Below are 24,715 nucleotides of genomic sequence, written 5' to 3' on the forward strand. Positions count from 1 at the left end.
TGCCGTTAGCGCTGTAGTGTTCATGAAAGCGATTTTCCCTGCTGGTTTGATGTTGGCGTGCCTCTTGAATGTTTTCATTCCTGGCAGCGCGATGGCTGCGACTGCTCTGGATAAGGGGCGCGACAGCACGTCTGAAGCAAAAGTGAAGCCCGTTGCACCGGCCAAAAAACCTACGCCGGTCAAAAAGCCCAAAGTGGCAAAGAAGCCGACGCCTTCGAAAAAACGCCCACCGGTTGCTTCAAAATCAAAATCCGCGAGCGAAGTGGTCAGAACCACGTACTTGCCACCGGCCACGCTGGATTTGAGCCTGCCATCGGACATGGTCAAGCAGTTGCAACCTGTTGGCACCGTTCCGCTGGTCAAACATGCTCCTTTACTGCCGCCCATGTTTGGTGAAAAAACCAGGGATGACAGCCCGTTCCAGCTCAACGGTCGCCTGCTCAGCAACGAAATGCAGTTGCAAATGCGCAAAGAAGAGCACCGGGAAGTCGAAGGTGCGGCGCTGGAGTTTCAGTTCAAACAGTAAAACTTGCATTGATCTGTGACCCGCGCACCTGACGCTTTGTCGGAGACTGGTCAGTCACGCGTGTTTGAGCGAAAAACCTCTATCCGGCCAATTTCAAACGGCTGTTTTAGCGGGTACTCTAGTCCACGTTATTCAACACATTACCCGTCGCCAGGAGCGTGTCGTCATGAACTGCCGTGAAGGCTGTGGCGCCTGTTGCATTGCCCCTTCCATCAGCACACCCATCCCTGGCATGCCAAACGGCAAGGCGGCGGGAGAACGTTGTGTGCAACTGTCTGTCGATAATCTGTGCAGTATTTTCGGCAAGCCTGAACGGCCGGCGGTATGTAGCGCGTTTCAGGCGGATGTCGAGGTGTGCGGCGACAGCCGGGAAGAAGCCATCAAGTTGATTGGTTGGTGGGAGCAAATGACCGCGGCGTAATGTGTTCAACGAACGGAACTTCAACAATAAGGAATAAGACTATGGGTTCGCTGCATCGTATCGCTGTGTTGTGTGGTTTGACCGTTCTGCTGGCCACGACAGCCCAGGCTGAAGACTGGAAAACTGCCAAGGATGAGGACGGAATCAAGGTTTCCCTGAGTGAAGTCGCCGGGTCTCAGTACAAGGCCTATCGCGGTGTGACCGTAATGAAGACCTCCGTGGCCAAGTTGCGCGCGCTTCAGGAAGACGTGCCCGGCGCGTGTGCCTGGATTCATGAGTGCAAGGTGCAGAAGTTGCTCAAGCACGAAGGCGATCAAAGCTGGACCTACACTCAGTTCAGCACCCCATGGCCGGTGACGGCGCGTGACTCGGTGTTGCACGTGACCACTGTCGAAGGCGCCGATGGCAGCCTGACGCGTAAGCTTGAAGGTGTACCGACCTACCTTCCTGAAGAAAAAGGCTTTGTTCGTGTCACCCAGGTCCAGGGTTTCTGGAAGTTTGTTCCAAAAGGTGCAGACCAGGTCGAAGTGACCTATCAGGTTCACACCGAGCCGGGTGGCAGCGTGCCGTCGTGGCTGGCCAACAAGTTTGTGGTCGACGCACCCTTCAATACCTTGAAAGCCCTGAAAGCACGCGCCGAGAAGTAATCCTGTGCTCTTTGCAAATAAGGCTGCCAATCGGCGGCCTTTTTCATGTCGAACCGATGGATTCAGGGGGAACGATTATCCGGCGTTCGGGGTCGAGATGTTGTAAGCCCATCTGTGGGTTTTACCAAGGAGGCACTGATGCAAAAGTGGGAAGTCACCTTCGTTGATGATCACGGTGTGCAGACCGTCGAGCAATTCGATTGCGAACAAAAACCCACGATGGAGCGGGCCGCGCAATTGATTCGCTCAAAACTCCTCCCTGTCCCGGCCGAGCTCGATCTCAATGATCTGGAGGGGCGAACGGATGATCCGACAGTCAAAAGCCTGAAAGATCAGAACAGCATAGAAATCCTCAGTATCACTCCACTTGCATAACCACTTGATGCGACTCGCAAACAGGCCTTGGCAGCAGCTCTGACTTGGGGCTACTCTGCAATCGAGATCAGCGAATGGATCGCTAAGGTCTGGTCTTGTCAGCTACATGCTTGTTTCCCGGCGGCAATCTGATTGCCGTATCGCCCTCACCATTCGGTTGCGGGCGCAGGGAGTACGGAAAGTCTATCCATCAGATTGAGGAGGACGTTTCATGAGCACAGCCTATCAAGAAGACATCAGCAGCAGTGTGCTGCGCCGCATGAAAGAAGGCGGTTTTGACTTTTCACGGTTCCATCCCATCGAGTTCTACGCCATTTTTCCGGATGAGGAGCGGGCACGCAGGGCGGCAGGGCATTTTCGCGGTGAATCCTTGAATGCGCAGGTCAGCGTGCGTGATGACGGTGCCTGGCATCTGGAGTTGAGCAAAGTGATGTACGCCACTTATGGCGGCATTGGCGACTTCGAACAGGACTTTGAGGCGGTGGTCGAGCCTTTGGGCGGGATTATCGAAGGATGGGGCGTCAAGCAGGAGGTACGAGGGCTACTCGCATAACACTATGAACAGCGACAACACTCAGCAACGGCTGACCTCAGGGTTGGCCGTTTTCGTTTTCGGACATTGAGAAGTCAAGGGATCGCAACCGCACACAGGCCGTGAAACCAACTCTGGCTATACCGGTAATGTCCATCAGCATTGCTTCGCAATGAGGCGGGAGACGAACAGGTTGAGGCATTGGCTGCACAGGATTGGTGCGGCGAGTCTTCGACGATTAGCCAACCGATTGATAGTAAAGCGTTTATGCCGCTGGCACGGGCCTTGCGAAGTCCAGGTGTCCGGGTGACAAGGAGTACGGCATGATCCGCACCTATTTTGATGAAATGTACGACGCTGGCGGCCTGGTCCGCCCGCACTATCGGGAGTTCGCCCGTTGGTTAGCTGAAACGCCTGACGAGCTTTTGGCACAACGGCGACGCGAGGCCGATCTGTTATTTCATCGTGCCGGGATAACCTTCACGCTCTATGGTGATGAGCAGGGGACAGAGCGCCTGATTCCCTTCGACACCATTCCCCGCAGCATCCCCGCCAGTGAATGGCGGATCGTCGAGCGCGGCTGTATCCAGCGGGTCAAGGCATTGAACATGTTCCTTGCCGACCTGTACCACGAGCAGCGCATCATCAAGGCCGGCATCATCCCCGCCGAACAAGTGCTGGCCAACGAGCAATACCAGCTGGCCATGCAAGGGCTGGATCTGCATCGCGATATCTATTCGCACATCTCTGGCGTCGATCTGGTGCGCGATGGCGACGGCACGTACTACGTGCTCGAAGACAATTTGCGCACGCCCAGTGGCGTCAGCTACATGCTTGAAGACCGCAAGATGATGATGCGGCTCTTCCCCGAGTTGTTCGCCGCCCAGCGCATCGCGCCCATCGATCATTACCCGAACCTGTTGCTCGACACGCTGAAAAGCTCCAGCCCGCTGGACAATCCGAGTGTCGTGGTACTGACTCCCGGGCGCTTCAACAGTGCGTTCTTCGAGCACGCGTTTCTGGCGCGGGAGATGGGCGTGGAGCTGGTGGAAGGCGCGGACCTGTTCGTACGTGACGACAAGGTGTTCATGCGCACCACCGACGGGCCGAAAGCCGTCGACGTGATCTACCGTCGCCTCGACGATGCTTTCCTCGATCCGTTGGCGTTCAACCCGGATTCGATGCTCGGCGTTCCAGGGCTGCTGTCGTCCTATCGTTCCGGCAATGTGGTGCTGGCGAATGCCATCGGCACCGGTGTCGCGGACGACAAGTCGGTTTATCCGTTCGTGACCGAGATGATTCGTTTCTACCTGGACGAAGAACCGATCCTGAAGAATGTGCCGACCTGGCAGTGTCGCAACCCGTCAGAGCTTTCTCACGTGCTGGCGAACCTGCCTGAGCTGGTGGTCAAGGAAACCCAGGGTTCCGGTGGTTACGGAATGCTGGTCGGGCCTGCAGCCACCGCCGCTGAAATTGAAGCGTTCCGCGCACGCATCAAGGCCAAGCCCCACGCGTATATCGCCCAACCGACGTTGTCCCTGTCGACCTGCCCGACGTTTGTCGAAAGCGGCATCGCGCCGCGGCACATCGACTTGCGTCCGTTTGTCCTGTCTGGCCGCGAAACCCGGGTCGTACCCGGTGGCCTTACCCGTGTAGCCCTGCGCGAAGGATCCCTGGTGGTCAATTCGTCCCAGGGTGGCGGAACCAAGGACACCTGGGTGGTCGAGGATTGAAGGAAACCTGCCATGTTAAGTAGAACCGCCTCGGATTTGTATTGGATGTCGCGTTACCTGGAACGGGCGGAAAACCTCGCACGGATGCTCGACATCAGTTATTCGCTGTCATTGATGCCGCAGGATGGGCGCGGCGATGGTCTGCACGAATTGGCGATGCCCTTGCTGATCACCGGCACGCTGGACGATTACCTTGAGCGCCACGGTCAATTGCATGCCGAGCGTTTGCTGCACTTCTTCGCCCTGGATGCAGCGAACCCGGCCAGTATCTACAGTTGTCTCGGCGCCGCGCGGGCCAGTGCTCACGCAGTACGTGGGCGAATCACCGCCGACATGTGGGAAAACATCAACGCGACCTGGCTGGAAATTCGCGGTATCGCCGAACAGGGCCTCAGCCGCTATGGCATGAGCCGTTTCTGCGAGTGGATCAAAGAACGTTCCCACCTGTTCCGGGGCGCGTGCTACGGCACCATCATGCGCAACGATGCCTTCCGCTTCATTCGCCTGGGGACCTTCATCGAAAGGGCCGACAACACGCTGCGCCTGCTCGATGCCCGCTACGAAATGGCCGGCGATCAGGCCGAGGCGGTCAGCGACGGTACGGCCCACGCGTATTACCAGTGGAGTGCGCTGCTGCGAGCCTTGTCGTCGTTCGAGGCGTACACCGAGATCTACCGCGACGCCCCTGGCGCGCGGCACGTCGCCGAGCTGTTGCTGCTGCGTGCCGACGTACCGCGCTCGCTGCGTRCCTGCACTGAAGAAATCGACCAGATCCTCGCCAGTCTGCCGGGTGCCAACGGCCGTCCCGCGCAGCGTCTGGCGGCAGAAATCGATGCACGGCTGCGTTACACCGGCATCAACGAAATCCTCGCCGAAGGCCTGCACGCCTGGCTGACCGAGTTCATCCCGCTGGTGCGCCAGTTGGGCAACGCCATACACAGTTCCTATCTGGAGGCTGCATGAGACTTTCCATTAGCCACGAGACCACCTATCACTATGAAGATCAGGTGCGGGCAAGCATCCAGTATTTGCGACTGACGCCTCACGACAGCGAGCGTCAGCACGTACTGAGCTGGCAGCTCGACCTGCCACGGCCAGTGCGCGCGCAACTCGATCCGTTTGGCAACATCCTGCATGTGCTGACGATGGACGAGCCCCATGAGGCAATCATCATCGGCGCGCGGGGGCAGGTGGACATCGATGAGTTGCGTGAGGCTGAGCATGAGAGCCAGTCGGCGCTGCCGTTCTTGCGTTTCACTCGACTGACCGAGGCGGATGAAGCGTTACGTGCATTCGCCGAGAAGCAATGTCGCCAACGGCGTGATCGCACAGCGTTGATCGACTTGATGCATGGCCTCAACCAGCACATGACCTACACGCCGGGCTCCACCGAAGTCGACACCTGCGCCGCTCAAGCGTTCGCCGGGCGCGCCGGGGTCTGCCAGGATCACGCCCATGCGTTTCTTGCCTGCACGCGTAGCCTGGGGATTCCTGCGCGGTATGTGTCGGGTTATCTGTACAGCGAAAACAGCGAACACCTGGCCAGTCACGCCTGGGCTGAAGCCTGGCTCGACGACGCGTGGTACAGCTTCGATGTCACCAATGAACTGGCCAAACCCGAGCGTCATCTGAAGCTGGCGGTGGGCCTCGACTATCTCGATGCCTGCCCGGTACGCGGCATGCGCCGTGGCGGTGGTGGGGACCAGATGCACGCCAAGGTGTTCGTCGCGCCGACGCCGGTGATCTCGGTTCAGCAGCAGTAATATCGGGAATACCGCATCGCGAGCAGGTCTTGTGAACACCGCAGATCTAATGTGGGAGCGAGCCTGCTCGCGATGGGGCCCGCTCAGGCGCCACACCTCTCAAGCTATCAAGGCTGCTGCTTACGCCCCGCCATATGCTTCAAATACCCCACCAGCAACGTCAGCTCCTCATCCGACAATACCGCCGTCGAGAACCCCGGCATTTTTGCCTGTGGCCATTGGCGCAAGCTTTGCGGGTCGCGGATATAGCGCTTGAGGAATTCAGCGCCAAAGTACTCGGTAGGGCTGAAGGGAATGTTCAGGTCCGGACCAAACTGCGCGTCCCCTGCGCCGTTCAGGCGGTGGCACGCCAGGCAGTTTTTCTGGAACAACGCATAGCCCAGATTCACCGGGTCATTGGCAGCGAGCGCCGGGTCTGGGAGCAGGGCGGGGAAGCGTACGCCGACCGCCGCCAGGCGTTTGATGCTGGCGACCTGGAATGGCCATTGCTCGGGGCTGATATGGCCGGCCTGAGGGTTGGTCCAGACCAGATAAAACGGTCCGGCACTGGGTTTGCCTTCCGCCAGCGCTGGCCAAGGGTTGGCCGGGTCTTCAATGGCCAGCCACGCCTGTGCGCCCACCGTGTTGAGCAACGGCGCGGCCGCCAGTTCCGCAGCGAAACCGTCCAGGGCCACGGCTTGCAAGTGGTCGTCAGCCTTGATACCGGTCAACAATGCCGCCAGCGGCACCGCGCGATAACGCATGTTCCTTTTGTAGGAAACATCGTCGGTGATCTGAATCGTCTGGACCTGAGGATGCTTGAGCAACTCCTCGGTTTTCCAGGTTCGGCTGCCGGTGCCCAGGTCGAGCACCAGCTGTGCGGCATACGAGGGCGTGCTGAGCAGCAAGGCCCCAAGCAAAAGTAGAGCTTTCAAGTGATCGCCATCCTGTCGAAGGTATGCCGTAAAGGTTGGCACACGCACGCCGACCCGGATAGCGAGCGAGTCAGTTTTTTAGTGAGGCGTCGTCAACAACCACGCTTGATTATCCGATCACTTTGGTGAGGTTCGGCAAAATCAGCAGCAGCGTAGTGGCGAATAAAATGAGCCCGGCTTGACGCACTTTCGAATGTTTGAACATGGCTGTTTGCCTTTTTTTGTTATTTCCTGAGCGTCGAATGCTTGCCTGCATTTCTCCATGACGGCAAAGCGCTGTAATTCCTTTCTCACGGGCGCCTCGGCAAAACCCGACGACAACCTCGTAAGGTTTACATTAGGGGCCCCGCAGGCTGTGCTTTAGATCCATTTCGTATCAAGTAAGAGCAAGCGGCTTCTAAAAAGCTATGAGGCATACTGCCATCTGCTTTACCGGCCTTTTGCTAGACCGTTCCGTGACCTGCATCGATTAATCCGATAGCTCACTACCGTTCGTCTGAGCGTGACCGTCAAGGCCGTTGAGCGCTTCGGTCATTGAATCCGCCGCTGCTGAGCCTAAGGTGAGAACTCGTCAACTATTCACCTGCCCAGCGGTACGAGGACGTCATGACCCAAGCTTTGATTTTCGACGCGTTACGTACGCCCCGTGGCCGTGGCAAGGCTGATGGCGCCTTGCACAGCGTCAAACCGGTGAACCTGCTGGCAGGCTTGCTCGGCGCTCTGCAACAGCGGACGCAACTCGACACCCGCGAGGTCGATGACATCGTGATCGGCTGTGTCACGCCGATTGGCGATCAGGGCGCCGATATCGCCAAAACCGCAGCGTTGGTGGCCGACTGGGACGTGAGCGTCGCGGGTGTGCAAATCAACCGCTTCTGCGCGTCCGGACTGGAAGCGGTGAATCTTGGGGCGATGAAAGTGCGTTCCGGCTTTGAAGATCTGGTCGTGGTCGGCGGCGTCGAGTCCATGTCGCGGGTGACGATGGGCAGCGACGGTGGCGCCTGGGCGCTGGATCCGCAGACCAACCTGCACAGCCATTTCACCCCGCAGGGCGTGGGCGCCGACCTGATCGCCACGATTGAGGGCTTCAGCCGTCAAGACGTCGATACGTACGCGCTGCATTCTCAACAGAAGGCTGCGCGGGCACGGGCGGATGGCTCGTTCAAAAAGTCCCTGGTGCCGGTGCAGGACCAGAACGGCATCGTCCTGCTGGATCATGATGAGTTCATTCGCGCCGAGTCGACGCTGGAAGGTTTGGGCAAGCTCAAGCCGAGCTTCGAGATGCTCGGGCAAATGGGTTTCGACGCTACCGCGTTGCGGGTCTACAGCCACGTGGAGCGAATCAATCACGTTCACACGCCCGGCAACAGCTCGGGGATCGTCGACGGCGCGGCGCTGATGTTGATCGGCTCCGAAGCCAAAGGTCGGGCACTGGGCTTGCAGCCACGGGCGCGAATCGTCGCCACGGCGGTCACCAGCACCGATCCGACCATCATGCTCACCGGTCCGGCGCCGGCCACTCGCAAGGCCTTGGCCAGGGCCGGGCTGCGGGTCGAGGACATCGATCTGTTCGAGGTCAACGAAGCGTTCGCCTCGGTGGTGCTCAAGTTCATCAAGGACATGGCCATCGATCCGGCCAAGGTCAACGTCAACGGCGGCTCTATCGCCATGGGCCACCCGCTGGGCGCCACCGGTTGCGCGATCCTCGGCACCTTGCTCGATGAACTGGAAGCGCAGCAGTTGCGCTACGGCCTGGCAACCCTCTGTGTCGGCGGCGGCATGGGCATCGCCACCATCATCGAACGCCTCTGAGCCTCCGACTTCAAGGAAAATTGCCATGACCGATGCCATTCGTTATGAAAAAGCCCAGGATCAGATCGTCGTCCTGACCATCGACATGCCGGGCCAGAGCGCCAATACCATGAACGCGGTGTACCGCGAGGCCATGGCTGGTTGCGTTGCTCGTCTGGTGGCCGACAAGGATTCGATTGCCGGAGTGATCATCACCTCCGCGAAAAAAACCTTCTTTGCCGGCGGCGATCTCAACGAGCTGATCAAGGTCGGCAAGCCTCAGGCCAAAGCCTTCTACGACATGGTGCTGACACTCAAGGCTCAGCTGCGGACACTGGAGACGCTCGGCAAACCGGTAGTCGCCGCGATCAATGGCGCGGCGCAGGGTGGCGGTTGGGAAATCTGCCTGGCCTGCCATCACCGCATTGCGCTGGACAATTCGTCGGTGCAGATCGGTTTGCCGGAAGTCACGCTGGGGCTGCTGCCGGGTGGCGGTGGGGTGGTGCGCATGGTGCGCCTGCTGGGTCTGGAGAAGGCGCTGCCGTATCTGCTCGAAGGCAAGAAAGTCCGGCCGCAGCAAGCCCTGCAAGCCGGTTTGGTCGATGAGCTGGCGGCGGATCGTGATGAACTGCTGGCCAAGGCACGAGCCTGGATTGTTGCCAACCCGACGGTCAAGCAGCCTTGGGATATGAGCGGTTACCAGATTCCCGGCGGCACGCCGTCGAACCCGAAAGTCGCGCAGATGCTGGCCATCGCGCCGTCGATTCTGCGAAGCAAAACCCAGGGTTGCCTGCCGGCGCCGGAGAAGATCCTCTGCGCCGCGGTTGAGGGCGCTCAGGTTGATTTCGACACGGCGCAGTTGATCGAAACCCGCTACTTCACCGAGCTGACTACCGGCCAGGTGGCGAAGAACATGATCGGCACCTTCTGGTTCCAGCTCAACGAGATCAACGCTGGCGGCTCGCGTCCTGCGGATTTTGCGCCGCACGTGACGAAAAAACTCGGTGTACTCGGCGCGGGCATGATGGGTGCCGGGATCGCCTATGTCGGCGCCGTGGCCGGTATCGACGTGGTGCTCAAGGACATCAACCTGGCGGCAGCCGAGAAGGGCAAGGCCCATTCGGCAGCACTGCTGGACAAAAAAGTCGCCCGTGGTCAGCTGGGCCCGGAGCAGCGTGACGCCACCCTGGCGCGGATCAAGACCACGGAGCAGGATGCCGATCTGGCGGGCTGTGACCTGATCATCGAAGCGGTGTTCGAAGACCGCGAGCTGAAAGCCAGGGTCTCGTCCGCCGCACAAAAAGTCGTCGGGGCAGACGCGGTCATTGCTTCCAATACCTCGACCTTGCCAATCAGTGGTCTGGCGACCGCCGTGCCGGATCAGTCGAAATTCATCGGCCTGCACTTCTTCAGCCCGGTCGACAAAATGCCGCTGGTGGAAATCATCAAAGGTGCCAATACCAGCGATGAAACCCTGGCCCGTGGTTTTGATTTCGTCCTGCAAATCAAGAAAACCCCGATTGTGGTCAACGACAGCCGTGGCTTCTTCACCTCGCGAGTCTTCGGCACTTTTACCAATGAAGGTATCGCCATGCTCGGTGAGGGTATCTCGGCGCCGATGATCGAGACCGAGGCGCGCAAGGCTGGAATGCCGATAGGTCCGCTGGCGATCTCCGACGAAGTTTCCCTGAGCCTGATGAGCCATATCCGTCAGCAAACTGCCAAGGACCTGCAAGCCGAAGGCAAACCGCTGCCCGCGCACCCGGCGTTTGCGGTGATCGATCTGCTGCTCAACGAATGCCAGCGTCCCGGTAAAGCCGCGGGTGGCGGTTTCTATGAATACCCGGCCGGTGGACAGAAACATTTGTGGCCAGAGCTGAAAACGCGTTTCGAGAAAGCTGACGGGCAGATATCGCCACAGGATGTACGCGATCGCTTGCTGTTTGTGCAAGCCATTGAAACCGTGCGCTGTGTGGAGGAGGGCGTGCTGCTGTCGACGGCCGATGCCAACATCGGTTCGATCTTCGGCATTGGTTTCGCCGCCTGGACCGGCGGTGCTTTGCAGTTCATCAACCAATATGGCGTTAAGGACTTTGTTGCCCGCGCCCAATACCTGGCCGAGCAGTACGGCAAGCGCTTTACGCCGCCGGCTTTGTTGCTGGAAAAAGCCGCGAAGGGCGCGTTGTTCTGAGGGAGTCGCTCTGAGGGATTGGCGGTGCGCACCGGGCTTGCCTGACCCCGCGTTTCAAGGCAGGCTCTGGGTGTGCACTATCGCCTCTATCGTGTCAGGTATTTTTTATGTCGTTACGCATCTGCATTCTGGAAACCGACATCCTGCGTCCAGAGTTGGTCGATCAATATCAGGGTTACGGGCAGATGTTCCAGCGTCTGTTTTCGCAGCAACCCATCGCTGCCGAATTCACTGTCTACAACGTCATGCAGGGCGAATACCCAAGCGATGACCTGAGTTTCGATGCCTATCTGGTGACCGGCAGCAAGGCTGATTCGTTCGGTTCCGACCCGTGGATTCAAACCCTCAAGACTTATCTGCTGTCGCGCTATAAGCGCGGCGACAAGCTGCTGGGCGTGTGCTTTGGCCATCAATTGCTGGCGCTGCTGCTGGGTGGCAAAAGCGAGCGCGCGACCCAGGGTTGGGGGGTTGGCATCCACAAGTACAAACTGGCCGCCAAAGCGCCGTGGATGAGCCCGGTGAAGGAAGAACTGACACTGCTGATCAGCCACCAGGATCAGGTCACCGCGCTACCGGAAAACGCTACGGTGATCGCATCCAGTGATTTTTGCCCGTACGCCGCGTATCACATCAACGACCAGGTGCTGTGCTTCCAGGGCCACCCGGAGTTCATTCACGATTACTCGCGGGCGTTGCTGGAAATCCGCCAGCAGCACCTGGGCGAACAGGTCTATCAGAAAGGTATGGAAAGCCTGGCGCAAGAGCACCACGGCACCAYCGTTGCCGAGTGGATGATGCGGTTTGTGGCCCACAAACCCGAGACAAAATCCGTTTAAAACCTGAAAGCACCGCGGGCAAGCCACGCTCTCACAGGTACACCTGAACCCTGTGGGAGCGTGGCTTGCCCGCGATCGAGCGCGAAGCGCTCGCCATGCATCCTGCCGTTATAACCAGCCCGACCGCTTGAAGCTCGCCCACAACGCGAAACATCCCACGGTCATAAACCCCAGCACCACAAAATAGCCGTAGTGCCAGCTCAGCTCCGGCATGTTCTGAAAGTTCATCCCGTAGATACCGGCCACCGCCGTCGGGAACGCCAGAATGGCCGCCCAGGCTGCAAACTTGCGCTGCACCACGCTTTGTCGGGCCGCTTCCAGCAATACGCCAATCTCGATGGTCTGGCTGGCAATGTCACGTAACGTCGTCAGGTCTTCCATCTGCCGCGTGACATGGATCTGCACATCGCGAAAGTACGGGCGCATGTTCTTGTCAATGAACGGGAAGCTCAGCTTCTGCAGCTCTTCACTGATTTCCACCATCGGCGCCGCATAACGGCGCAGGCGCAATACGTCGCGACGCAATCCATGAAGGTTCTGAATGTCCTTTTCGTTGAGCGTGCTGCACAGCACGTTACGCTCCAGCTCATCGATCTCGCTATGGATCGCTTCGCCCACTGGCTGATAGTTTGCGATGACGAAATCGAGCAGGGCGTAGAGCACGAAATCTTCGCCGTGCTCAAGCAACAGCGGACGCGCCTCACAGCGTTGGCGCACATGGGCGTAGGACGCCGAGTGACCGTTACGGCAGGTGATGATGTACCCCTTGCCGGCAAAGATGTGGGTTTCGATGAACTCCAGTTTGCCCTCATGGCGCACCGGCGAGTACGTGACGATGAACAGCGCATCGCCAAAGGTTTCCAGCTTCGATCGGCTGTGTTTATCCAGGGCGTCTTCAATTGCCAGTTCGTGCAGGCCGAACTGACGTTGCAGGTTGGCCAGCTCCTGGGCGTTCGGCTCTTCGAGGCCGATCCATACAAAGTGACCGGGTTTTGCAGCCCAGGCGGCGCCCTCATCAAGGGTGATATCGGTGACTCTCTTACCGGCACTGTAGACCGCAGCCGCAACGACTCTACCCATAATTCTTATTCACTTCTTCTTGGCAAATGGCAATGACAGGCAATGACCAGATTATCCTGCTCTTAAGCTTGAGAGTCAGCAAAATCAGCGAAGTTCGCCGGCAAAAAGAAGCCCGCACGAGGCGGGCTTCATTCAGGCTGCTTGCAGTTGTCGATCCATCGATTCAATGCACTCGCGCATCTGTTCGCGGCACTGGGCGATCAGCATCGGCATGTCGTCCATGCTCAATCCGGCGGTAGGAATCGCCGGCAGCGAGCGGATCAGGATCTTGCCGCTGCGCCAGCGGTTCAGACGCATCTGGTTGATGTAGCTGCTGACGCACACGGGCACGATTGGCACCCCGGCAGCGATGGCCATCTGGAACGCACCTTTCTTGAATGGCAGCAACTCTTCACCCAGGTTGCGCGTGCCTTCCGGGAACACCCAGATCGAGGTGTCCTTGTGCTGCAAGGTGTTGGTGGTGGTGAGCATCGACTGCCGAGCCTTGTGCGCATTGCCACGGTCAATCAACACATTACCCGCCAGCCAGAACAGCTGCCCGAACAACGGCACCCACTTCAGGCTTTTCTTGCCGATGCACACGGTGCGGTGCGGCACCACATTGCCCAGCACGAACAGATCGTAGTTGGACTGATGGTTGGCGATCACCACGCAGCTTTGGGTCTTGTTCGTCAGCCCAGCGACGTCGGTCTTCACCCGCAATCGCAAAATGCACATCGCCGGCCAGGCATAAAGGCGCGCGCACAAACGACTGTTATCCGGATTGAACGGTCGGCACAGGCCAAGCACCACACCGAGCACACCCGCTACAGCAAAATGCAGGCCCATCAATAACATGCGAAACAGATACAGCATCTACAGGCCCGCCGGGACAAAAGGTGGCGCAGTGTACGGATGTGCACTGTTTTCGGCAATTGCCGCTATAGAGGTAGGAGATAGGCGATGTTTAAGCGCATGTTTCAGACTGATAGCGTCAGATGCGGAGTAGAGCGGCTGAAGGACTCTAAACAGATCAGGCAAGAAAAAGCCCGACTCGGCGGTCGGGCTTTTCGTCGCAGCGCTTTCGGGATTAAACCAAGTGTTCCTGATCGAGGATGATCGCGTTGTCCAACATCTCCAGCAGGGCCTTGCGTACTTTGAGCTTGGTGTTCTTGTGCGCGGTCATGTTGATCTTCTTCAACTGACGCGCCATGGCCAGGGCCGCACCTTGCAGTTCTTCGGCAGAAACGACCTTGTCGAGGAAGCCAGCATCCACAGCGCCCTGCGGATCGAACATCTCGGCGTTGATCACCGAACGGTGGAACGCCGACTTGCGCAGGCGATCACGGGCCAATTCGATGCCGGCGTGGTGCATGGTCATGCCGATTTGCACTTCGTTCAGGCCAATGCTGAACGGGCCGTCGACACCAATCCGGTAATCGGCCGACAACAGAATGAACGCGCCCTTGGCCACTGCATGTCCAGGGCACGCGACGATCACCGGGAAAGGGTGCGACAACAGACGACGGGCGAGGGTCGAACCAGCGGTCACCAGGCTCACGGCTTCTTTAGGGCCGGCCGTCATCACCTTCAAGTCATAACCGCCCGACAGAATGCCTGGCTGACCGGTGATGATCACCACCGCACGATCCGTCACCGCTTGATCCAGCGCAGCATTAAACGCGGCAATCACGTCCGGCGAGATGGCATTGACCTTGCCATTGCTCAAGGTCAGGGTCGCGATACCGTCTTCGAGGTGGTAGGAAATCAGGTCACTCATGTTGCATTCCTTTTGTTGTTTTGTCGTTATTCCCCTTTGTGTTAAGGGGTTGGTGGGTATTTGAATGTTCGCTTCGCATTGCTGGTTGTTGCGCAGTGTCCACAAAGTGTCCACGCTCATCGGCTAATGGGTTCAGATTGACCACTTCCGCAAGATGTCCTGGGCTGAAGTGGGCATAGCGGATGGTCATTTCTAGGGTCGAGTGGCCAAGCACACGCTGCAACGTGAGGATGTCTCCGCCGTTCATCATGTAGTGACTGGCGAAGGTATGACGCAGTACGTGGGTCATCTGACCTTTAGGCAAACCTAAGGCCAGCTCATTGACGACATCTGCGAAGGCGTACCAAGTTTCCCGGTAGGATGACTTGAACGGCATTGCTTTGGTCAACCGATCCTCTAGCGTCGACGAGATTGGCACCGTACGATTTTTCGATGACTTGGTGCGTGTGAAGTAGATCCGACTATCTCGCACCTGGTTGGGCTCAAGATTTGCCGCTTCTGCCCAACGTGCCCCTGTCGAAAGGCATACTCGAGCAATAACACCTACGTCTGACTTTTCTTGATCCAGGCGGGTCAACAAGCACGATATCTGCTCGCTTGAGAGGTACGACATTTCGCTTTGATCAAACTTCAACGCCCGTACTTTGGACAGCGGATTCTCACCTGACCATTCGCCTAGACGCTCCAATTCATTGAATACGGCGCGAAGGTAACTCAGCTCGTGATTGGCTGTATTGGCTGAGATTGGCGCAGTGGTTCCGTCTCGTTTTCCGGTTTCATCGACTTTCGCTCGTCCCCATTTCCCAGCCAACCTGTCCGACCGGTATTGAGTAAAGCTACTCGCTGAGAAATCAACTGCGCGGGGGTCACCTAGGTTCGTGACCATTCGATCAAGGAACGCCCGGCATTTTTCCCCTCTCTTCAGGTGACAGCCGTGAAGCTTGAACCATAGGGATACAAGATCTGACAGCCGGCGCTCGTCCTGTTTTGGCTTCCTCTCAAACTCTCCTTTGGCACCGTCACCCATCAGGCGACGTTCGAACACCATCGCTTCGTTCTTTGTTCGAAACTTCTTTCTTACTCGCGCGCCGGCACGCCCGTCTGGCCGGCAGTCCACAAGCCATTCGCCAGACTCAAGCTTTTTTAAAGACATTGGCTGATTGCGCGCTGCATTGAATGAGAGGGCACGAAACGTTCCTTGCCAAAGATTAGAGGGGGCTGATTTGGCCGCACTCGGGAGCGGTGTCGCCGGTCATGAGCCAGAGGGTGTACTTCTTGAAGCGCGGGTGATTGACGATCTTGAAAAGGGGAGGGGCGCCCATTTCAGAAATACCAGCCTCATATTTTTTTAGGGTGCTGATGCTAAATCCCATCACCTCACAGAACTCGCTTTGAGTTAGCGCTTCCTTCGCCCGTATCGCCTTCAGCTTCGCTGGAATCTCCACGATCTCTCCCTTGACAAGTTCCATTTGTGGAACCAATATAGTTCCAGATCTGGAACTATTTCAGAATATATGCCCAAGGAGAATACCAAATGCAGGTTGTAATCGACACGCCATACGTGACCCCAGATGAGTTTGCGCGTCGTGCTGGGCTCTCAGAGCGCTCTGTGCGTCACAAAATCGACCAAGGAATGATTTTGGTCAGGGAAAAGGAGCCGGGCCAAAAGAAAGGAACCGTCTTCATCAACATGATTCACCTCGCAATGGAGGCGGCAGAGCAAGCCGAGCGTGTACGCGGCGGAAAATCCAAAACAAAAGCCGGTGAAGCGTAAGGAGCCGGCAAATGCAGTTCGAAGATATCTACCGCCTGGAAGTGGTCGCCGCCCTGGAGCATGACCACGACCTGGACTTCAAGGACATCGGCAGCACCTACTTTCAGAAAGGCGTCTGCCCAGGCTGTGGCGAACGCACGCTGTACATCGCTCGCAAGCAGCCGTACCAGCTCAAGTGCAACCGCCTCAACCAGTGCCAGTTCGAAGAGAAAACTCGCGAGCGCTACAGCCACCTGTTCGAAAACCTCAGCGAGCGGTTTCCGCGTACAGAGATAAATCCGACCGCGACGGCCGACGCCTACCTACAGCGTAATCGCGGCTTTGATATCAGCAAGATGAAAGGCTGGTACGAGCAGAGTCGACGCAAAATGAAGGATGGCCAGTGGGCTGATACCGTCCGTTTCCAGCTCTGTGACGGCTACTGGGAACGAATCATTGACGCGACGATGGTCACTGCCAATGGCGGGGACAAAGCCGGCATCAAATCCAAGATGTCCTACAAGGGCGGCGCCTGGGTTCCGCCTGGCATGTCCATCGAGCAAGGAGACACCGTCTACGTCGTAGAGGGCATCTTCCACGCTATCGCTTTGTTCCTGGCTGGCTACAAGGCTATCGCGTCTATCTCAGCCAACAACTTCCCTTGGGACATCATCGAGGCGCACAAGGGCCTGAAGGTTCGCTGGATCATCGCCCTGGACGACGACGCGGCCGGACACTCAGTTATTCCGAAGTACCGCAGCCAGCTGCTTGCCCGTGAAGAGCTGGCATGGGTGGCCCTCGCCGGCAACGACCGCGATTGGGACGACGTGTACCGCGATGGCCAGCTGAACGACGCGTTCATGCAGGAGGCCAACTACCAAGGGCGAATCTTCATCGCCGAGAGCCCTGCGAAAAAGGCCTACCTGCTCCACAAGAAGAAGCCGCTCAACTTCTTCCTGCTGGACTTCGGCGAACGCCTCTACTCCGCCAAGGTGAATTCCGATGAACTGAACAAACCACGGGAAGACGAAGCCGCGGTCGCTCGAGAGCAGCTTTTCTACAAATACTGCGACATCAAGCAGGTGGCCAACTGCGTGCCGCGCTTTGAATACATCCAGCGCGATGCGATCAGCGGTGACCAGCAGTTCTTCTTTCAATTCAACTTTCCCAACGCGGCACAGAACTGCAAGGAGCCCCTGGCGCCGAACTCGATCGGCGATCCGAGAAGCTTCGCCAAATCGCTGCTGGAGCGCACACCTGGCGGCAACTTCGAAGGCGGAGAAAAGGTCTTGGCCATGCTGCGCAGCAAGTGGTTGGACAATGCTCTGACTGTGCGATCGCTGCCCTTCGTCGGCTACGACGCGGCCAGCAAAACCTACTGCTTTCAGAAGTTCGGCTACCACAAAGGGCGTGAGTACCTGGCCAACAACCACGGATACCTTGAAATCGGAAAAATCGGTCTGAAAACCTCGCTCAATAGCCTGGCGATTGTCCGTGGCAATGACTTCGACCCGAGCTGGTTTTCCGACTTCTTTGCAGTGCATCACCTGAACGGGCTCGCAGCGTTGTCGTGGTGGACTGCCACGCTGTTCGTGCAGCAGATCCGAACCAAACAGGAGTCTTGGCCGTTCCTAGAGCTGACCGGCGATGCCGGCGCCGGCAAGTCCAGCTTGCTGCGTTTTCTGTGGCGTTTAGTCGGCCGTTCCAACTATGAAGGCATCAAGCCCAACAGCGACGGCGCCAGCGCCATCGGCCTGACCCGTGCCCTGTCCCAGGTCAGTAACTTTCCGGTGGTGCTGATCGAGTCTGACAGCCAGAGCGTCGACGCTCAGGGCCGTACGGTAGTCAGTCAATACAACTGGGAAAAGTGGAAAGCCCTGTTTGACCACAACGCCACGCTTCGCACTGTAGGGGTGAAGTCCTCAAGCAACGACACTGACAGCCTGATTTTCCTTGCGGCTCTGTGCATTGCTCAGAACGCCAGTGTTGAGGGCTCCGAGGCGATCCTGACCCGCATCAGCCATTTTCACGCGAACAGGGCGCATCACACCCCTGCCTTGAAGGTTCTCGCCACTGGTTTGAATAGCCTGCCCGTCGAGCAATTGGCCGGATACCTGGGGCATTGCATTGGGCAGGAGTCAGCCTGGCTCCAGCGCTACTTCGATGCGTTTCCAGAATACGAGCAACGTCTGCAAGCAAACCCTGTTCTTCAGCACCAACGGATCGTGCTTTGTCATGCGCAGATGATGGCAGCCACAAAAGCCACACAAGCGCTGTTCCCGGACTGGAGCGACGACGCCCTGGAACAAGTCATCAAGCACATAGAACGCCGCGCCATCGATCGGCAGCAGCGTGTAAGCACTGAGAACCCAACAGCTGGGCGCTTCTGGCAGATCTATCACTACCTCAATGAAAGAGTGGTTTCGATCAGCGATGAGTTTGGCGATCGTGAAGTCATTCAGGAAACGCTCAACCACAGCGCTGATAAAAGCCTGATCGCCATCAACATCGAGCACTTCCACAACGCCTGTCGTCTCGCTGGCCAGGAAGTCATTCACGCGACTCAATTGCACCGCGCGCTGCCGCTCAGCACCTCACACACCTTTGTCGAGACTCGCAAAGTCCGCTCGGTCATTGAGAAGCGCTCGCTCAACTGCTGGCTGTTCCGGAAGGGGAGCAAATCCTGATGAACGTCCTGGGGATAAAAAGACGTGTACGGGGGCAAACCAGTGTTTTTAAGGGGATGCGTGTGTGGCCAATGGTTAGGCGGAACATCTGGAACATGAATATTTATAAGAAAAATATCTATAAAAAACAGATAGATAACCAACCACGCCGCATCACCACTGACCAGAACACGCTGGATCACACCGGAACATCTTTCTGTTTCCTGTTCTGTAAGTGTTCCACCAAAGGTATTTGCCAGAACACGGCGCTAGCCCTTGTAAATCAAGGCCTACAGCAGATTTTGAATAAATTCTGTTCTGCAATGTTCCGGCTTGGTGTTCCAAGCACCTACCGCCCTGAAAGCCCCGTATTCCGTGGGCTAGCGTCCTTCAACTTTTAGCCGTTCCGGATATTCCGGGGTACACCCCGGGCACACGCGGAATTATTTCGGGCGCGGCGCCCGATTCAACCAGCAAAAAAAGGAGCAACACCATGCAAATACAAGTCATCACCGGCGACCAAGGCACCGGCAAAACCACCCGTCTGCGCGCCATCCAAACCGAATTGAAAGACCAAGGGATCGAGGTACCAATCATTGTCGGCGAACACTGCACAACCCCGTTCTTCATCAACCAGATTGCCGATAAGGCCATGGCCGGTGCCAAGCAGTTTTTGGCTGACGACTGCACCCAGTTCCAGATCCAGGCTGTTATGGAGCTAAAAGCACGGGGCATTCACTCGGGGATTCCGTCCGATTTCGTCGTGCATCTGGTGCGCCAGGCCTGAGCGGAGAAGTCGCAATGATTATTCGCTACTGCGCCAACACCTTACCGGGTCAGCTTCCGCTGCCGTCCGACTACGTCGAACAGCGCACAGCCGAGGACCTGGCCGAACTGGCAGCCGCCGCACACTGGAGGGATCACCCGGAAGACACCCCGACGTTCATCACCGTCGTGCACATGCAGGACGTAGACGGTCACGACTTGGGGTTGTTTGAGGTGCGCTGTGAGCAGCGCCCGGTATTCACGGCAAGCCTATTGCGGCAAGCCTGATAGAGACGGTGTCGAGGAGTTCGCACCTCCCCGACACCAACCACCACAAAAGGAGCAACACCATGCAAGCACAGCACCCAAGCAGCAGTGAAATGAAGGCTACCACAGCACCGCAGCAGGCCGCTCGTAGCGTCTTTAAACCATCCCGTCGAATGCTGGCCACCGCTGTGGTCGGCGCGGCACTGATCGGCTACCAGATCCATAAGACGCCAGACGCCCTCGTACACCTCCGGAGTGTCGCTGGCCTGGCCCAAGCCATGGGCGACCTCACTGAGCAAGATGCCGCCGTTGTTGCGGAACTGCTCGCCGATCGACAACACCTCAATGGAGCGCGAGCATGATTATTGACAGACAATTTATCGCCGTGTCAGACGATCAGCAGCGACAGGCTCGCCAACAGTTAGAGCTACCAACCGACTTTCACCTGGTAGAAGCCACACGCCTGCTGTATCACAACACCGGTAATGGCCTGGTGCAGATTCCGCTGCCAGGTGGGCAACTGGTCGCTGCTTTTGAAAACTCGAACGGACAGCGACGCTACGGAGTGGTCAAAATCGATGGCCTGATCAGCTAAGGTCTGAAACATTTAGCGGCTAAAAAACTGACAACTCAAACGAACAGGGCGCCTTCTCGGCGCCCTTTTTCGTACCGTCCCACAACCTCAACCCGACAACCATGACGGATCAATATCGTTATACCGAACAATGAAAGCTATAACTTCCGCTAGATGATAATCGCCAAAATGCAATCAAAAACCCTACTAGGGCGCCAACAACACATAGCAAATGCAATCATTATATCGAAGCAAGTGATCGGTAATTAACCATCACTTGCTATCTGAGCTCTCGGCACAGCATCACTATACCGAAGCGCCCTTGACGCTTTGACGCCATAGCGTTTTAGCGACTATGACCCTTTTGTACCGTTGGCCATTTTCACTTATGTACATACATACATAATTAACGAATTGGTCATTTCGTTAATTCTTTACTACCGGAATGACGGCGGCATAACCACAGGCCAAACCCCTTCCTACGCTGGGTGCGACTACACAACGAAACGTGCCATAAGCCCCTCCATAAAAATAAAATGCCGATTATTGAAAGTTTTACAAGACTTTAAAAAAGTCTTGACGATTCAAAATAACGCTAACTAAACTTCGGCCAATCAACCCCATCCAAACAGGAAGTTTTACAATGATTGACGCGGAAGCCAAAATGACAGAATTGATTGACGACGCTCAAAGCCTCGGTAATAAATTCATATTTTTGATGGGTGCGTCCGCCTCAGAACACCAATTGTCTGAGCGTGCTAGAAACGGCTTTATCGATATAAGCGCTGATCTAGTTGAGCAATTCGACGAATTCGAACTGAAGTTGAAAAACTACAGAACAGGTTGCGCACCCAGCTGCTCAAAAAGTTCTCGCTGTTGAGAGCGAGTCAGGTGGCGGAGCCGATCGAACATCAGGCGGTCAACCGCTTGAGCTGAAGGGCTCAAGGTGTGAGAAAAGGTCAGATTAGCCACCCAGGTGTGGCCGCACGTAGCGTCACCGCATTGGCAGTAGAGCTTGGCAAATTTCTTCGACAGTTCATCCCGCGAAGCAATCCGCCCTTTGCTGCCACACTCTGTGCAGTACACCCGCATAATGCCCCTTCCCCAAGGTTCCAAATAAGGCACTATTCTGCCACAAGATGTAGTGCCTTTCTCGTGTCGAGACCCCTACATCAAGTATCCGCCGGCGCTGGAGCGTCCCGCCAACTTATCCACCGATCCGGCCGCAACGTATCGTTGAGCTGGTTGAACAGCTGGCAGATCGGACGAATCTCGTTACTCGTGTAGACCCGGTCAATCTTTTCAATATCGCCAAACCCCGCGCTGTTTTCCGGGATGATCCCAGCCAGTGCTGGGTTCATGCGCCAAGCGGCAATCACGTCGTTACGGGTGATGTTCTTGACCTTCTCCAGTTCGTCCTTGGCCTGGAAGTCCCCCACTGGAATGATCTGGATCGCCTCTTTCGCACCGCCCGGGATGTTGACGAACATCGAACGGAAATTACCCACACCTTTGCTGGCAGTGATCTGGGCCTTCAGCTCGTCCTCGTCGTCTTCGCTCAGGTTCGGGTCGTTGGTGTAGAAGATGTAGCCCGCATGGGCGCCGTTGCTGTAGTAGCGCCGGCGGAACAGGGTGGCGGCTTCGTTGAGCAGCAGCGCCTGCATGCCTCCCAGGTAATCGGGTACGCCGTAGATGTTTTGTTCCACGTCGTAGTTCATGACGTGCTCGATCTCGTCCTGGTCGAACTCCACTTCCTTGCCGTCCGGCAGCAACATCACAAAACCACCATTCACTTTGACCCTCATGTTGATCGTTGGTAGATGCTCCATTTCCAGCACCTGGCCAAAGGCATTGCGGTTGCGTAGGAAGTACGCCTCACCGAACACCATAAAGTCGAGTCCTGCACGGCTCATGGTCGCGATCGAGCAGCCTTCCGACGGAATGAACTCACGCAGCAACAGGTTGCGCTTGAACCCGGGAATGGCGCCGTGGTGTGCGTTGGCGCGCAGCAACTTGGCCAGCCCCTGTCGCGACACCGGCGGTGTGTAGATCCTGCCGTCGTGCGTGGCGAACACGCCCAGGTACTGCCCGATGTTTTCGCTCAGTACCTGTTCGGGAGCGCCGAAGGAAAACATCCGCGCTCGCCCGGGGGCTTTGGTTGCCGGTGTTTGCTGTCGTTTTTTTCGCGCCATTGTTTGCTGATCCAGTCAGTGAGTAGCGACTACGCCGCTGCTTGTTGGTATTGAGGGGTTCGTGGGCCAGGGCGTGCATGATTGCCCAAGCAATATCGGCGTGGCCCGAGGCGTCGGTACGAGATGCGCTGTAGGTGACCTGACCACCGCCCGTGGTGCCGCGCTTGATCGTCAGGAACGCCTGGGCGATGTCGTTCCAGCCGGCGTCCCATTCGATGCGGCTGCCCTGAATCGTGTCCTGTGCCTTGAGTACCAGGGTGTTTTTGGTTTCCAGGCTGTAGTGGATCGAGGTCGCACGCGGGTAGAAGTCGCGCACCAGGTCAAACACGCCGTAGCCGATACCGGTGGTATCGATGCCGATGTGCTGCACATTGAAACGCTCGGTAAGTTTCTTGACCTGCTCGGCCTGGAATTTGAACGACTGCCCACGCCAGCTGTGCTTTTCCAGAATCCGGAACTTGGCGCCTGGCTCCAGCGGCGGAGCGATGACCACACAGCTGGCATCGTCGCGGGTGCGGCTGGGGTCGTAGCCGATCCATACTGGGCTGTTGCCGAATGGGCGCGGATCGTCGGGGTCGTAGTCGGTCCACAGCGACAGATCGGAGTAGCATCGCTCCAGGTCGGACAGGGAAAAAGCGCTCTGTGTGCTGTCGATAAATTTGCACATGAACAGCTGTTCAAACTTGTCGCCGTCAAACTCCAGTTGCAGTTGCTCAAGGTCGAACCGATCGCACCCCCCGGCGATTGCGTCCAGGATGGTGATGACCTGGCGCCATTGACCATCCGGGCAGCGGGCTCCAGCGGCGATTTGTTTTTCACTGGGCCATGGGTCTTTGGCGCTTTTGTGTTTGCCGTTGCGAAACTTCTCGCCGGACCAAAACGGGTAGGCCTGGTGCGACACAGCGCTGGGCGTAGAGAAGTAGGTTTTTCGCCATTTCTTGTGGGTGGCCATGGCACTGGCGACGGTGTTCAGTTTTTCGAAGTCGCGTATCCAAAAATATTCGTCGATGTAGACGTGGCCATGGTGACCCTGGGCAGTGCTGCTGTTGGTGCTGAGAAAGCGCAACTCGGCCCACGGCTTGCCGTCTTTGCTCAACACAATTGGGTTGCCGGTCAGCTCCAGGCCGAACCACTCTTGTGCGAACGCGATGATGTAGCTGCGGAAAATCTCGGACTGGGCGCGACTGGCCGACAGGAAAATCTGGTTGTCGCCGGTCAGTACGGCGTCCATGAACGCTTCACCGGCGAAGTAGTAGGTCAGGCCCACCTGGCGGCTTTTGAGGATGTTCCGGATTCGACACGTCAGCGGGTTCTGTTTGGCCGCGAACAGCTCTTTCTGATAGCCGTACATCTTGCTGATGAACTTGTCGAGAAAGTCGACCTCGGTCAGTTCGCTGACGTCGTTTTTTACTTTCTTCTCGCGCTTCTTGCCGCCCTTGTCGCCTCGCTCTCGACGTTCGCCGCGCTGGCCTTGGCGCTCGCCCTGGTGTTCCGCCGGCGCATCGCCGATCGACGCCGGCGACGGTTTGGTCGATTGCTTCAACAGCCGATCGCGAACGGTGGTCAGCCGGTCGAGCTCGTCCAGTTCGCCCTTGGTCAGGGTGGTCTGTTTCTCCAGGAGGAGGGTGATTCGCCGGCCGACCGCCGTCAGCGGTTCCTCGTCCGAAAGCATCTCGTCCCAGCCGCCCTTGGCGATCCAGTAATAGACGATACGGATGTTCGGCAGCTTGAGCTGAGCCTGAATCTCTCGCGGCTTACAGCGGCGCAGATAGAGGCGTTTGGCGGCTTCTTTGACTTCGATTGAATAGAGCATGGGCCGCAGTCTATGCGGCGAAAACGCGCAAAACGCGGGGTTAAATTCCGCCAACCTCCTAGATCGTGAATATAGGAGGAACGCAAAAGCAAAGCGTTTGTTTGGGTGCTGTCGGCT

At 57.3% G+C, this 24,715-nt stretch carries 28 protein-coding genes; 19 read left to right on the forward strand and 9 right to left on the reverse strand.

The window, feature by feature from the left end; translation table 11 throughout:
* Positions 1-22 precede the first annotated feature (22 nt).
* The 8 genes from AC1DIH_RS07215 to AC1DIH_RS07250 all read left to right on the forward strand — a co-directional run bounded on the left by AC1DIH_RS07215 (position 23) and on the right by AC1DIH_RS07250 (position 5,997).
* Complete coding sequence (locus tag AC1DIH_RS07215; protein WP_477771165.1) at positions 23-526, forward strand: translation initiation factor 2; 504 nt, start codon at positions 23-25, stop codon at positions 524-526.
* 166 nt (positions 527-692) lie between these two features.
* Positions 693-947: a YkgJ family cysteine cluster protein gene (locus tag AC1DIH_RS07220; protein ID WP_477771166.1), complete on the forward strand. Its 255-nt coding sequence runs from the start codon at positions 693-695 to the stop codon at positions 945-947.
* A gap of 41 nt (positions 948-988) precedes the next feature.
* A complete protein-coding gene (locus tag AC1DIH_RS07225) occupies positions 989-1,594 on the forward strand; it encodes an START domain-containing protein (RefSeq protein ID WP_019689384.1) in 606 nt (201 codons plus the stop codon).
* Positions 1,595-1,732: 138 nt separating this feature from the next.
* A complete protein-coding gene (locus AC1DIH_RS07230; protein ID WP_477768311.1) occupies positions 1,733-1,969 on the forward strand; it encodes a hypothetical protein in 237 nt (78 codons plus the stop codon).
* Between the two features lie 211 nt (positions 1,970-2,180).
* Entirely contained in the window at positions 2,181-2,522 is a 342-nt protein-coding gene (locus AC1DIH_RS07235) for a ribonuclease E inhibitor RraB (RefSeq protein ID WP_019689386.1), read from the forward strand.
* A 302-nt stretch (positions 2,523-2,824) separates the two neighbouring features.
* Positions 2,825-4,234 carry a circularly permuted type 2 ATP-grasp protein gene (locus AC1DIH_RS07240; protein ID WP_477771167.1) on the forward strand — a complete coding sequence of 470 codons (1,410 nt, stop codon included), beginning with the start codon at positions 2,825-2,827 and terminating at the stop codon, positions 4,232-4,234.
* 12 nt (positions 4,235-4,246) lie between these two features.
* The gene (locus tag AC1DIH_RS07245; protein ID WP_477771168.1) at positions 4,247-5,197 is read left to right on the forward strand and encodes an alpha-E domain-containing protein; all 951 of its coding nucleotides are present in this window, start codon (positions 4,247-4,249) and stop codon (positions 5,195-5,197) included.
* Positions 5,194-5,997: a transglutaminase family protein gene (locus AC1DIH_RS07250; RefSeq protein WP_477771169.1), complete on the forward strand. Its 804-nt coding sequence runs from the start codon at positions 5,194-5,196 to the stop codon at positions 5,995-5,997. The genes AC1DIH_RS07245 and AC1DIH_RS07250 overlap by 4 nt, the downstream gene beginning before the upstream one ends.
* 107 nt (positions 5,998-6,104) lie before the next feature.
* On the opposite strand, the gene AC1DIH_RS07255 is transcribed toward AC1DIH_RS07250, so the two are convergent.
* Entirely contained in the window at positions 6,105-6,911 is an 807-nt protein-coding gene (locus AC1DIH_RS07255) for a c-type cytochrome (RefSeq protein ID WP_477771170.1), read from the reverse strand.
* A gap of 606 nt (positions 6,912-7,517) precedes the next feature.
* Between AC1DIH_RS07255 and AC1DIH_RS07260 the strand changes: the two genes are divergently transcribed.
* From AC1DIH_RS07260 to AC1DIH_RS07270, 3 genes are all read left to right on the forward strand, one after another.
* Positions 7,518-8,723 (forward strand): acetyl-CoA C-acetyltransferase, encoded by a 1,206-nt coding sequence (locus AC1DIH_RS07260; protein ID WP_477771171.1) that lies wholly within the window; start codon positions 7,518-7,520, stop codon positions 8,721-8,723.
* A gap of 25 nt (positions 8,724-8,748) precedes the next feature.
* On the forward strand, positions 8,749-10,893 hold the full coding sequence (locus AC1DIH_RS07265; protein WP_477771172.1) for a 3-hydroxyacyl-CoA dehydrogenase NAD-binding domain-containing protein: 2,145 nt from the start codon (positions 8,749-8,751) through the stop codon (positions 10,891-10,893).
* A gap of 107 nt (positions 10,894-11,000) precedes the next feature.
* Positions 11,001-11,729: an amidotransferase gene (locus tag AC1DIH_RS07270; RefSeq protein ID WP_477771173.1), complete on the forward strand. Its 729-nt coding sequence runs from the start codon at positions 11,001-11,003 to the stop codon at positions 11,727-11,729.
* A gap of 108 nt (positions 11,730-11,837) precedes the next feature.
* Here the strand turns inward: AC1DIH_RS07270 and AC1DIH_RS07275 are convergent, their stop codons facing one another.
* From AC1DIH_RS07275 to AC1DIH_RS07295, 5 genes are all read right to left on the reverse strand, one after another.
* A complete protein-coding gene (locus tag AC1DIH_RS07275) occupies positions 11,838-12,809 on the reverse strand; it encodes a magnesium and cobalt transport protein CorA (RefSeq protein WP_477771174.1) in 972 nt (323 codons plus the stop codon).
* 132 nt (positions 12,810-12,941) lie between these two features.
* Positions 12,942-13,664 (reverse strand): 1-acylglycerol-3-phosphate O-acyltransferase, encoded by a 723-nt coding sequence (locus tag AC1DIH_RS07280; RefSeq protein WP_477771175.1) that lies wholly within the window; start codon positions 13,662-13,664, stop codon positions 12,942-12,944.
* A 214-nt stretch (positions 13,665-13,878) separates the two neighbouring features.
* Positions 13,879-14,568 carry a crotonase/enoyl-CoA hydratase family protein gene (locus AC1DIH_RS07285; protein ID WP_477771176.1) on the reverse strand — a complete coding sequence of 230 codons (690 nt, stop codon included), beginning with the start codon at positions 14,566-14,568 and terminating at the stop codon, positions 13,879-13,881.
* Positions 14,561-15,721 carry a phage integrase gene (locus AC1DIH_RS07290; RefSeq protein ID WP_477771177.1) on the reverse strand — a complete coding sequence of 387 codons (1,161 nt, stop codon included), beginning with the start codon at positions 15,719-15,721 and terminating at the stop codon, positions 14,561-14,563. The genes AC1DIH_RS07285 and AC1DIH_RS07290 overlap by 8 nt, the downstream gene beginning before the upstream one ends.
* A 55-nt stretch (positions 15,722-15,776) precedes the next feature.
* The gene (locus AC1DIH_RS07295; RefSeq protein WP_477771178.1) at positions 15,777-16,037 is read right to left on the reverse strand and encodes a helix-turn-helix domain-containing protein; all 261 of its coding nucleotides are present in this window, start codon (positions 16,035-16,037) and stop codon (positions 15,777-15,779) included.
* 65 nt (positions 16,038-16,102) lie between these two features.
* On the opposite strand from AC1DIH_RS07295, the gene AC1DIH_RS07300 reads away from it, so the two are divergent.
* The 8 genes from AC1DIH_RS07300 to AC1DIH_RS07335 all read left to right on the forward strand — a co-directional run bounded on the left by AC1DIH_RS07300 (position 16,103) and on the right by AC1DIH_RS07335 (position 21,473).
* Positions 16,103-16,342, forward strand: coding sequence for a hypothetical protein (locus tag AC1DIH_RS07300; protein WP_477771179.1), 240 nt, complete (start codon positions 16,103-16,105; stop codon positions 16,340-16,342).
* A gap of 11 nt (positions 16,343-16,353) precedes the next feature.
* Positions 16,354-19,008 carry a toprim domain-containing protein gene (locus AC1DIH_RS07305; protein ID WP_477771180.1) on the forward strand — a complete coding sequence of 885 codons (2,655 nt, stop codon included), beginning with the start codon at positions 16,354-16,356 and terminating at the stop codon, positions 19,006-19,008.
* A gap of 95 nt (positions 19,009-19,103) precedes the next feature.
* A complete protein-coding gene (locus AC1DIH_RS07310) occupies positions 19,104-19,388 on the forward strand; it encodes a hypothetical protein (protein WP_477771181.1) in 285 nt (94 codons plus the stop codon).
* Positions 19,389-19,480: 92 nt separating this feature from the next.
* Positions 19,481-19,774 (forward strand): hypothetical protein, encoded by a 294-nt coding sequence (locus tag AC1DIH_RS07315; protein WP_477771182.1) that lies wholly within the window; start codon positions 19,481-19,483, stop codon positions 19,772-19,774.
* 14 nt (positions 19,775-19,788) lie between these two features.
* Positions 19,789-20,040 (forward strand): hypothetical protein, encoded by a 252-nt coding sequence (locus AC1DIH_RS07320; protein ID WP_477771183.1) that lies wholly within the window; start codon positions 19,789-19,791, stop codon positions 20,038-20,040.
* 62 nt (positions 20,041-20,102) lie between these two features.
* A complete protein-coding gene (locus AC1DIH_RS07325; protein WP_477771184.1) occupies positions 20,103-20,381 on the forward strand; it encodes a hypothetical protein in 279 nt (92 codons plus the stop codon).
* The gene (locus tag AC1DIH_RS07330) at positions 20,378-20,614 is read left to right on the forward strand and encodes a hypothetical protein (protein ID WP_477771185.1); all 237 of its coding nucleotides are present in this window, start codon (positions 20,378-20,380) and stop codon (positions 20,612-20,614) included. Before AC1DIH_RS07325 ends, AC1DIH_RS07330 begins: the two co-directional genes overlap by 4 nt.
* A 622-nt stretch (positions 20,615-21,236) precedes the next feature.
* On the forward strand, positions 21,237-21,473 hold the full coding sequence (locus tag AC1DIH_RS07335) for a hypothetical protein (RefSeq protein WP_477771344.1): 237 nt from the start codon (positions 21,237-21,239) through the stop codon (positions 21,471-21,473).
* On the opposite strand, the gene AC1DIH_RS07340 is transcribed toward AC1DIH_RS07335, so the two are convergent.
* From AC1DIH_RS07340 to AC1DIH_RS07350, 3 genes are all read right to left on the reverse strand, one after another.
* Positions 21,425-21,685 (reverse strand): Ogr/Delta-like zinc finger protein, encoded by a 261-nt coding sequence (locus AC1DIH_RS07340; RefSeq protein ID WP_477771186.1) that lies wholly within the window; start codon positions 21,683-21,685, stop codon positions 21,425-21,427. The genes AC1DIH_RS07335 and AC1DIH_RS07340 overlap by 49 nt on opposite strands.
* 80 nt (positions 21,686-21,765) lie before the next feature.
* The gene (locus AC1DIH_RS07345; protein ID WP_477771187.1) at positions 21,766-22,605 is read right to left on the reverse strand and encodes a phage portal protein; all 840 of its coding nucleotides are present in this window, start codon (positions 22,603-22,605) and stop codon (positions 21,766-21,768) included.
* Complete coding sequence (locus tag AC1DIH_RS07350; protein WP_477771188.1) at positions 22,541-24,598, reverse strand: terminase large subunit domain-containing protein; 2,058 nt, start codon at positions 24,596-24,598, stop codon at positions 22,541-22,543. Before AC1DIH_RS07350 ends, AC1DIH_RS07345 begins: the two co-directional genes overlap by 65 nt.
* Positions 24,599-24,715 lie beyond the last annotated feature (117 nt).

It is taken from the genome of Pseudomonas sp. 05N36 (genome assembly GCF_056397385.1).

Excerpts from the sequence above, each read along its gene's own strand:
- AC1DIH_RS07285 (WP_477771176.1), bottom strand. The coding sequence starts at position 14,568 with ATGAGTGACCTGATTTCCTACCACCTCGAAGACGGTATCGCGACCCTG.
- AC1DIH_RS07315 (WP_477771182.1), top strand. The coding sequence starts at position 19,481 with ATGCAAATACAAGTCATCACCGGCGACCAAGGCACCGGCAAAACCACC.
- AC1DIH_RS07325 (WP_477771184.1), top strand. The coding sequence starts at position 20,103 with ATGCAAGCACAGCACCCAAGCAGCAGTGAAATGAAGGCTACCACAGCA.
- AC1DIH_RS07235 (WP_019689386.1), top strand. The coding sequence starts at position 2,181 with ATGAGCACAGCCTATCAAGAAGACATCAGCAGCAGTGTGCTGCGCCGC.
- AC1DIH_RS07220 (WP_477771166.1), top strand. The coding sequence starts at position 693 with ATGAACTGCCGTGAAGGCTGTGGCGCCTGTTGCATTGCCCCTTCCATC.
- AC1DIH_RS07340 (WP_477771186.1), bottom strand. The coding sequence starts at position 21,685 with ATGCGGGTGTACTGCACAGAGTGTGGCAGCAAAGGGCGGATTGCTTCG.
- AC1DIH_RS07275 (WP_477771174.1), bottom strand. The coding sequence starts at position 12,809 with ATGGGTAGAGTCGTTGCGGCTGCGGTCTACAGTGCCGGTAAGAGAGTC.
- AC1DIH_RS07295 (WP_477771178.1), bottom strand. The coding sequence starts at position 16,037 with ATGGAACTTGTCAAGGGAGAGATCGTGGAGATTCCAGCGAAGCTGAAG.
- AC1DIH_RS07320 (WP_477771183.1), top strand. The coding sequence starts at position 19,789 with ATGATTATTCGCTACTGCGCCAACACCTTACCGGGTCAGCTTCCGCTG.
- AC1DIH_RS07305 (WP_477771180.1), top strand. The coding sequence starts at position 16,354 with ATGCAGTTCGAAGATATCTACCGCCTGGAAGTGGTCGCCGCCCTGGAG.
- AC1DIH_RS07265 (WP_477771172.1), top strand. The coding sequence starts at position 8,749 with ATGACCGATGCCATTCGTTATGAAAAAGCCCAGGATCAGATCGTCGTC.
- AC1DIH_RS07335 (WP_477771344.1), top strand. The coding sequence starts at position 21,237 with ATGATTGACGCGGAAGCCAAAATGACAGAATTGATTGACGACGCTCAA.
- AC1DIH_RS07215 (WP_477771165.1), top strand. The coding sequence starts at position 23 with ATGAAAGCGATTTTCCCTGCTGGTTTGATGTTGGCGTGCCTCTTGAAT.
- AC1DIH_RS07350 (WP_477771188.1), bottom strand. The coding sequence starts at position 24,598 with ATGCTCTATTCAATCGAAGTCAAAGAAGCCGCCAAACGCCTCTATCTG.
- AC1DIH_RS07230 (WP_477768311.1), top strand. The coding sequence starts at position 1,733 with ATGCAAAAGTGGGAAGTCACCTTCGTTGATGATCACGGTGTGCAGACC.
- AC1DIH_RS07300 (WP_477771179.1), top strand. The coding sequence starts at position 16,103 with ATGCAGGTTGTAATCGACACGCCATACGTGACCCCAGATGAGTTTGCG.
- AC1DIH_RS07240 (WP_477771167.1), top strand. The coding sequence starts at position 2,825 with ATGATCCGCACCTATTTTGATGAAATGTACGACGCTGGCGGCCTGGTC.
- AC1DIH_RS07225 (WP_019689384.1), top strand. The coding sequence starts at position 989 with ATGGGTTCGCTGCATCGTATCGCTGTGTTGTGTGGTTTGACCGTTCTG.
- AC1DIH_RS07250 (WP_477771169.1), top strand. The coding sequence starts at position 5,194 with ATGAGACTTTCCATTAGCCACGAGACCACCTATCACTATGAAGATCAG.
- AC1DIH_RS07280 (WP_477771175.1), bottom strand. The coding sequence starts at position 13,664 with ATGCTGTATCTGTTTCGCATGTTATTGATGGGCCTGCATTTTGCTGTA.
- AC1DIH_RS07310 (WP_477771181.1), top strand. The coding sequence starts at position 19,104 with ATGAATATTTATAAGAAAAATATCTATAAAAAACAGATAGATAACCAA.
- AC1DIH_RS07330 (WP_477771185.1), top strand. The coding sequence starts at position 20,378 with ATGATTATTGACAGACAATTTATCGCCGTGTCAGACGATCAGCAGCGA.
- AC1DIH_RS07290 (WP_477771177.1), bottom strand. The coding sequence starts at position 15,721 with ATGTCTTTAAAAAAGCTTGAGTCTGGCGAATGGCTTGTGGACTGCCGG.
- AC1DIH_RS07260 (WP_477771171.1), top strand. The coding sequence starts at position 7,518 with ATGACCCAAGCTTTGATTTTCGACGCGTTACGTACGCCCCGTGGCCGT.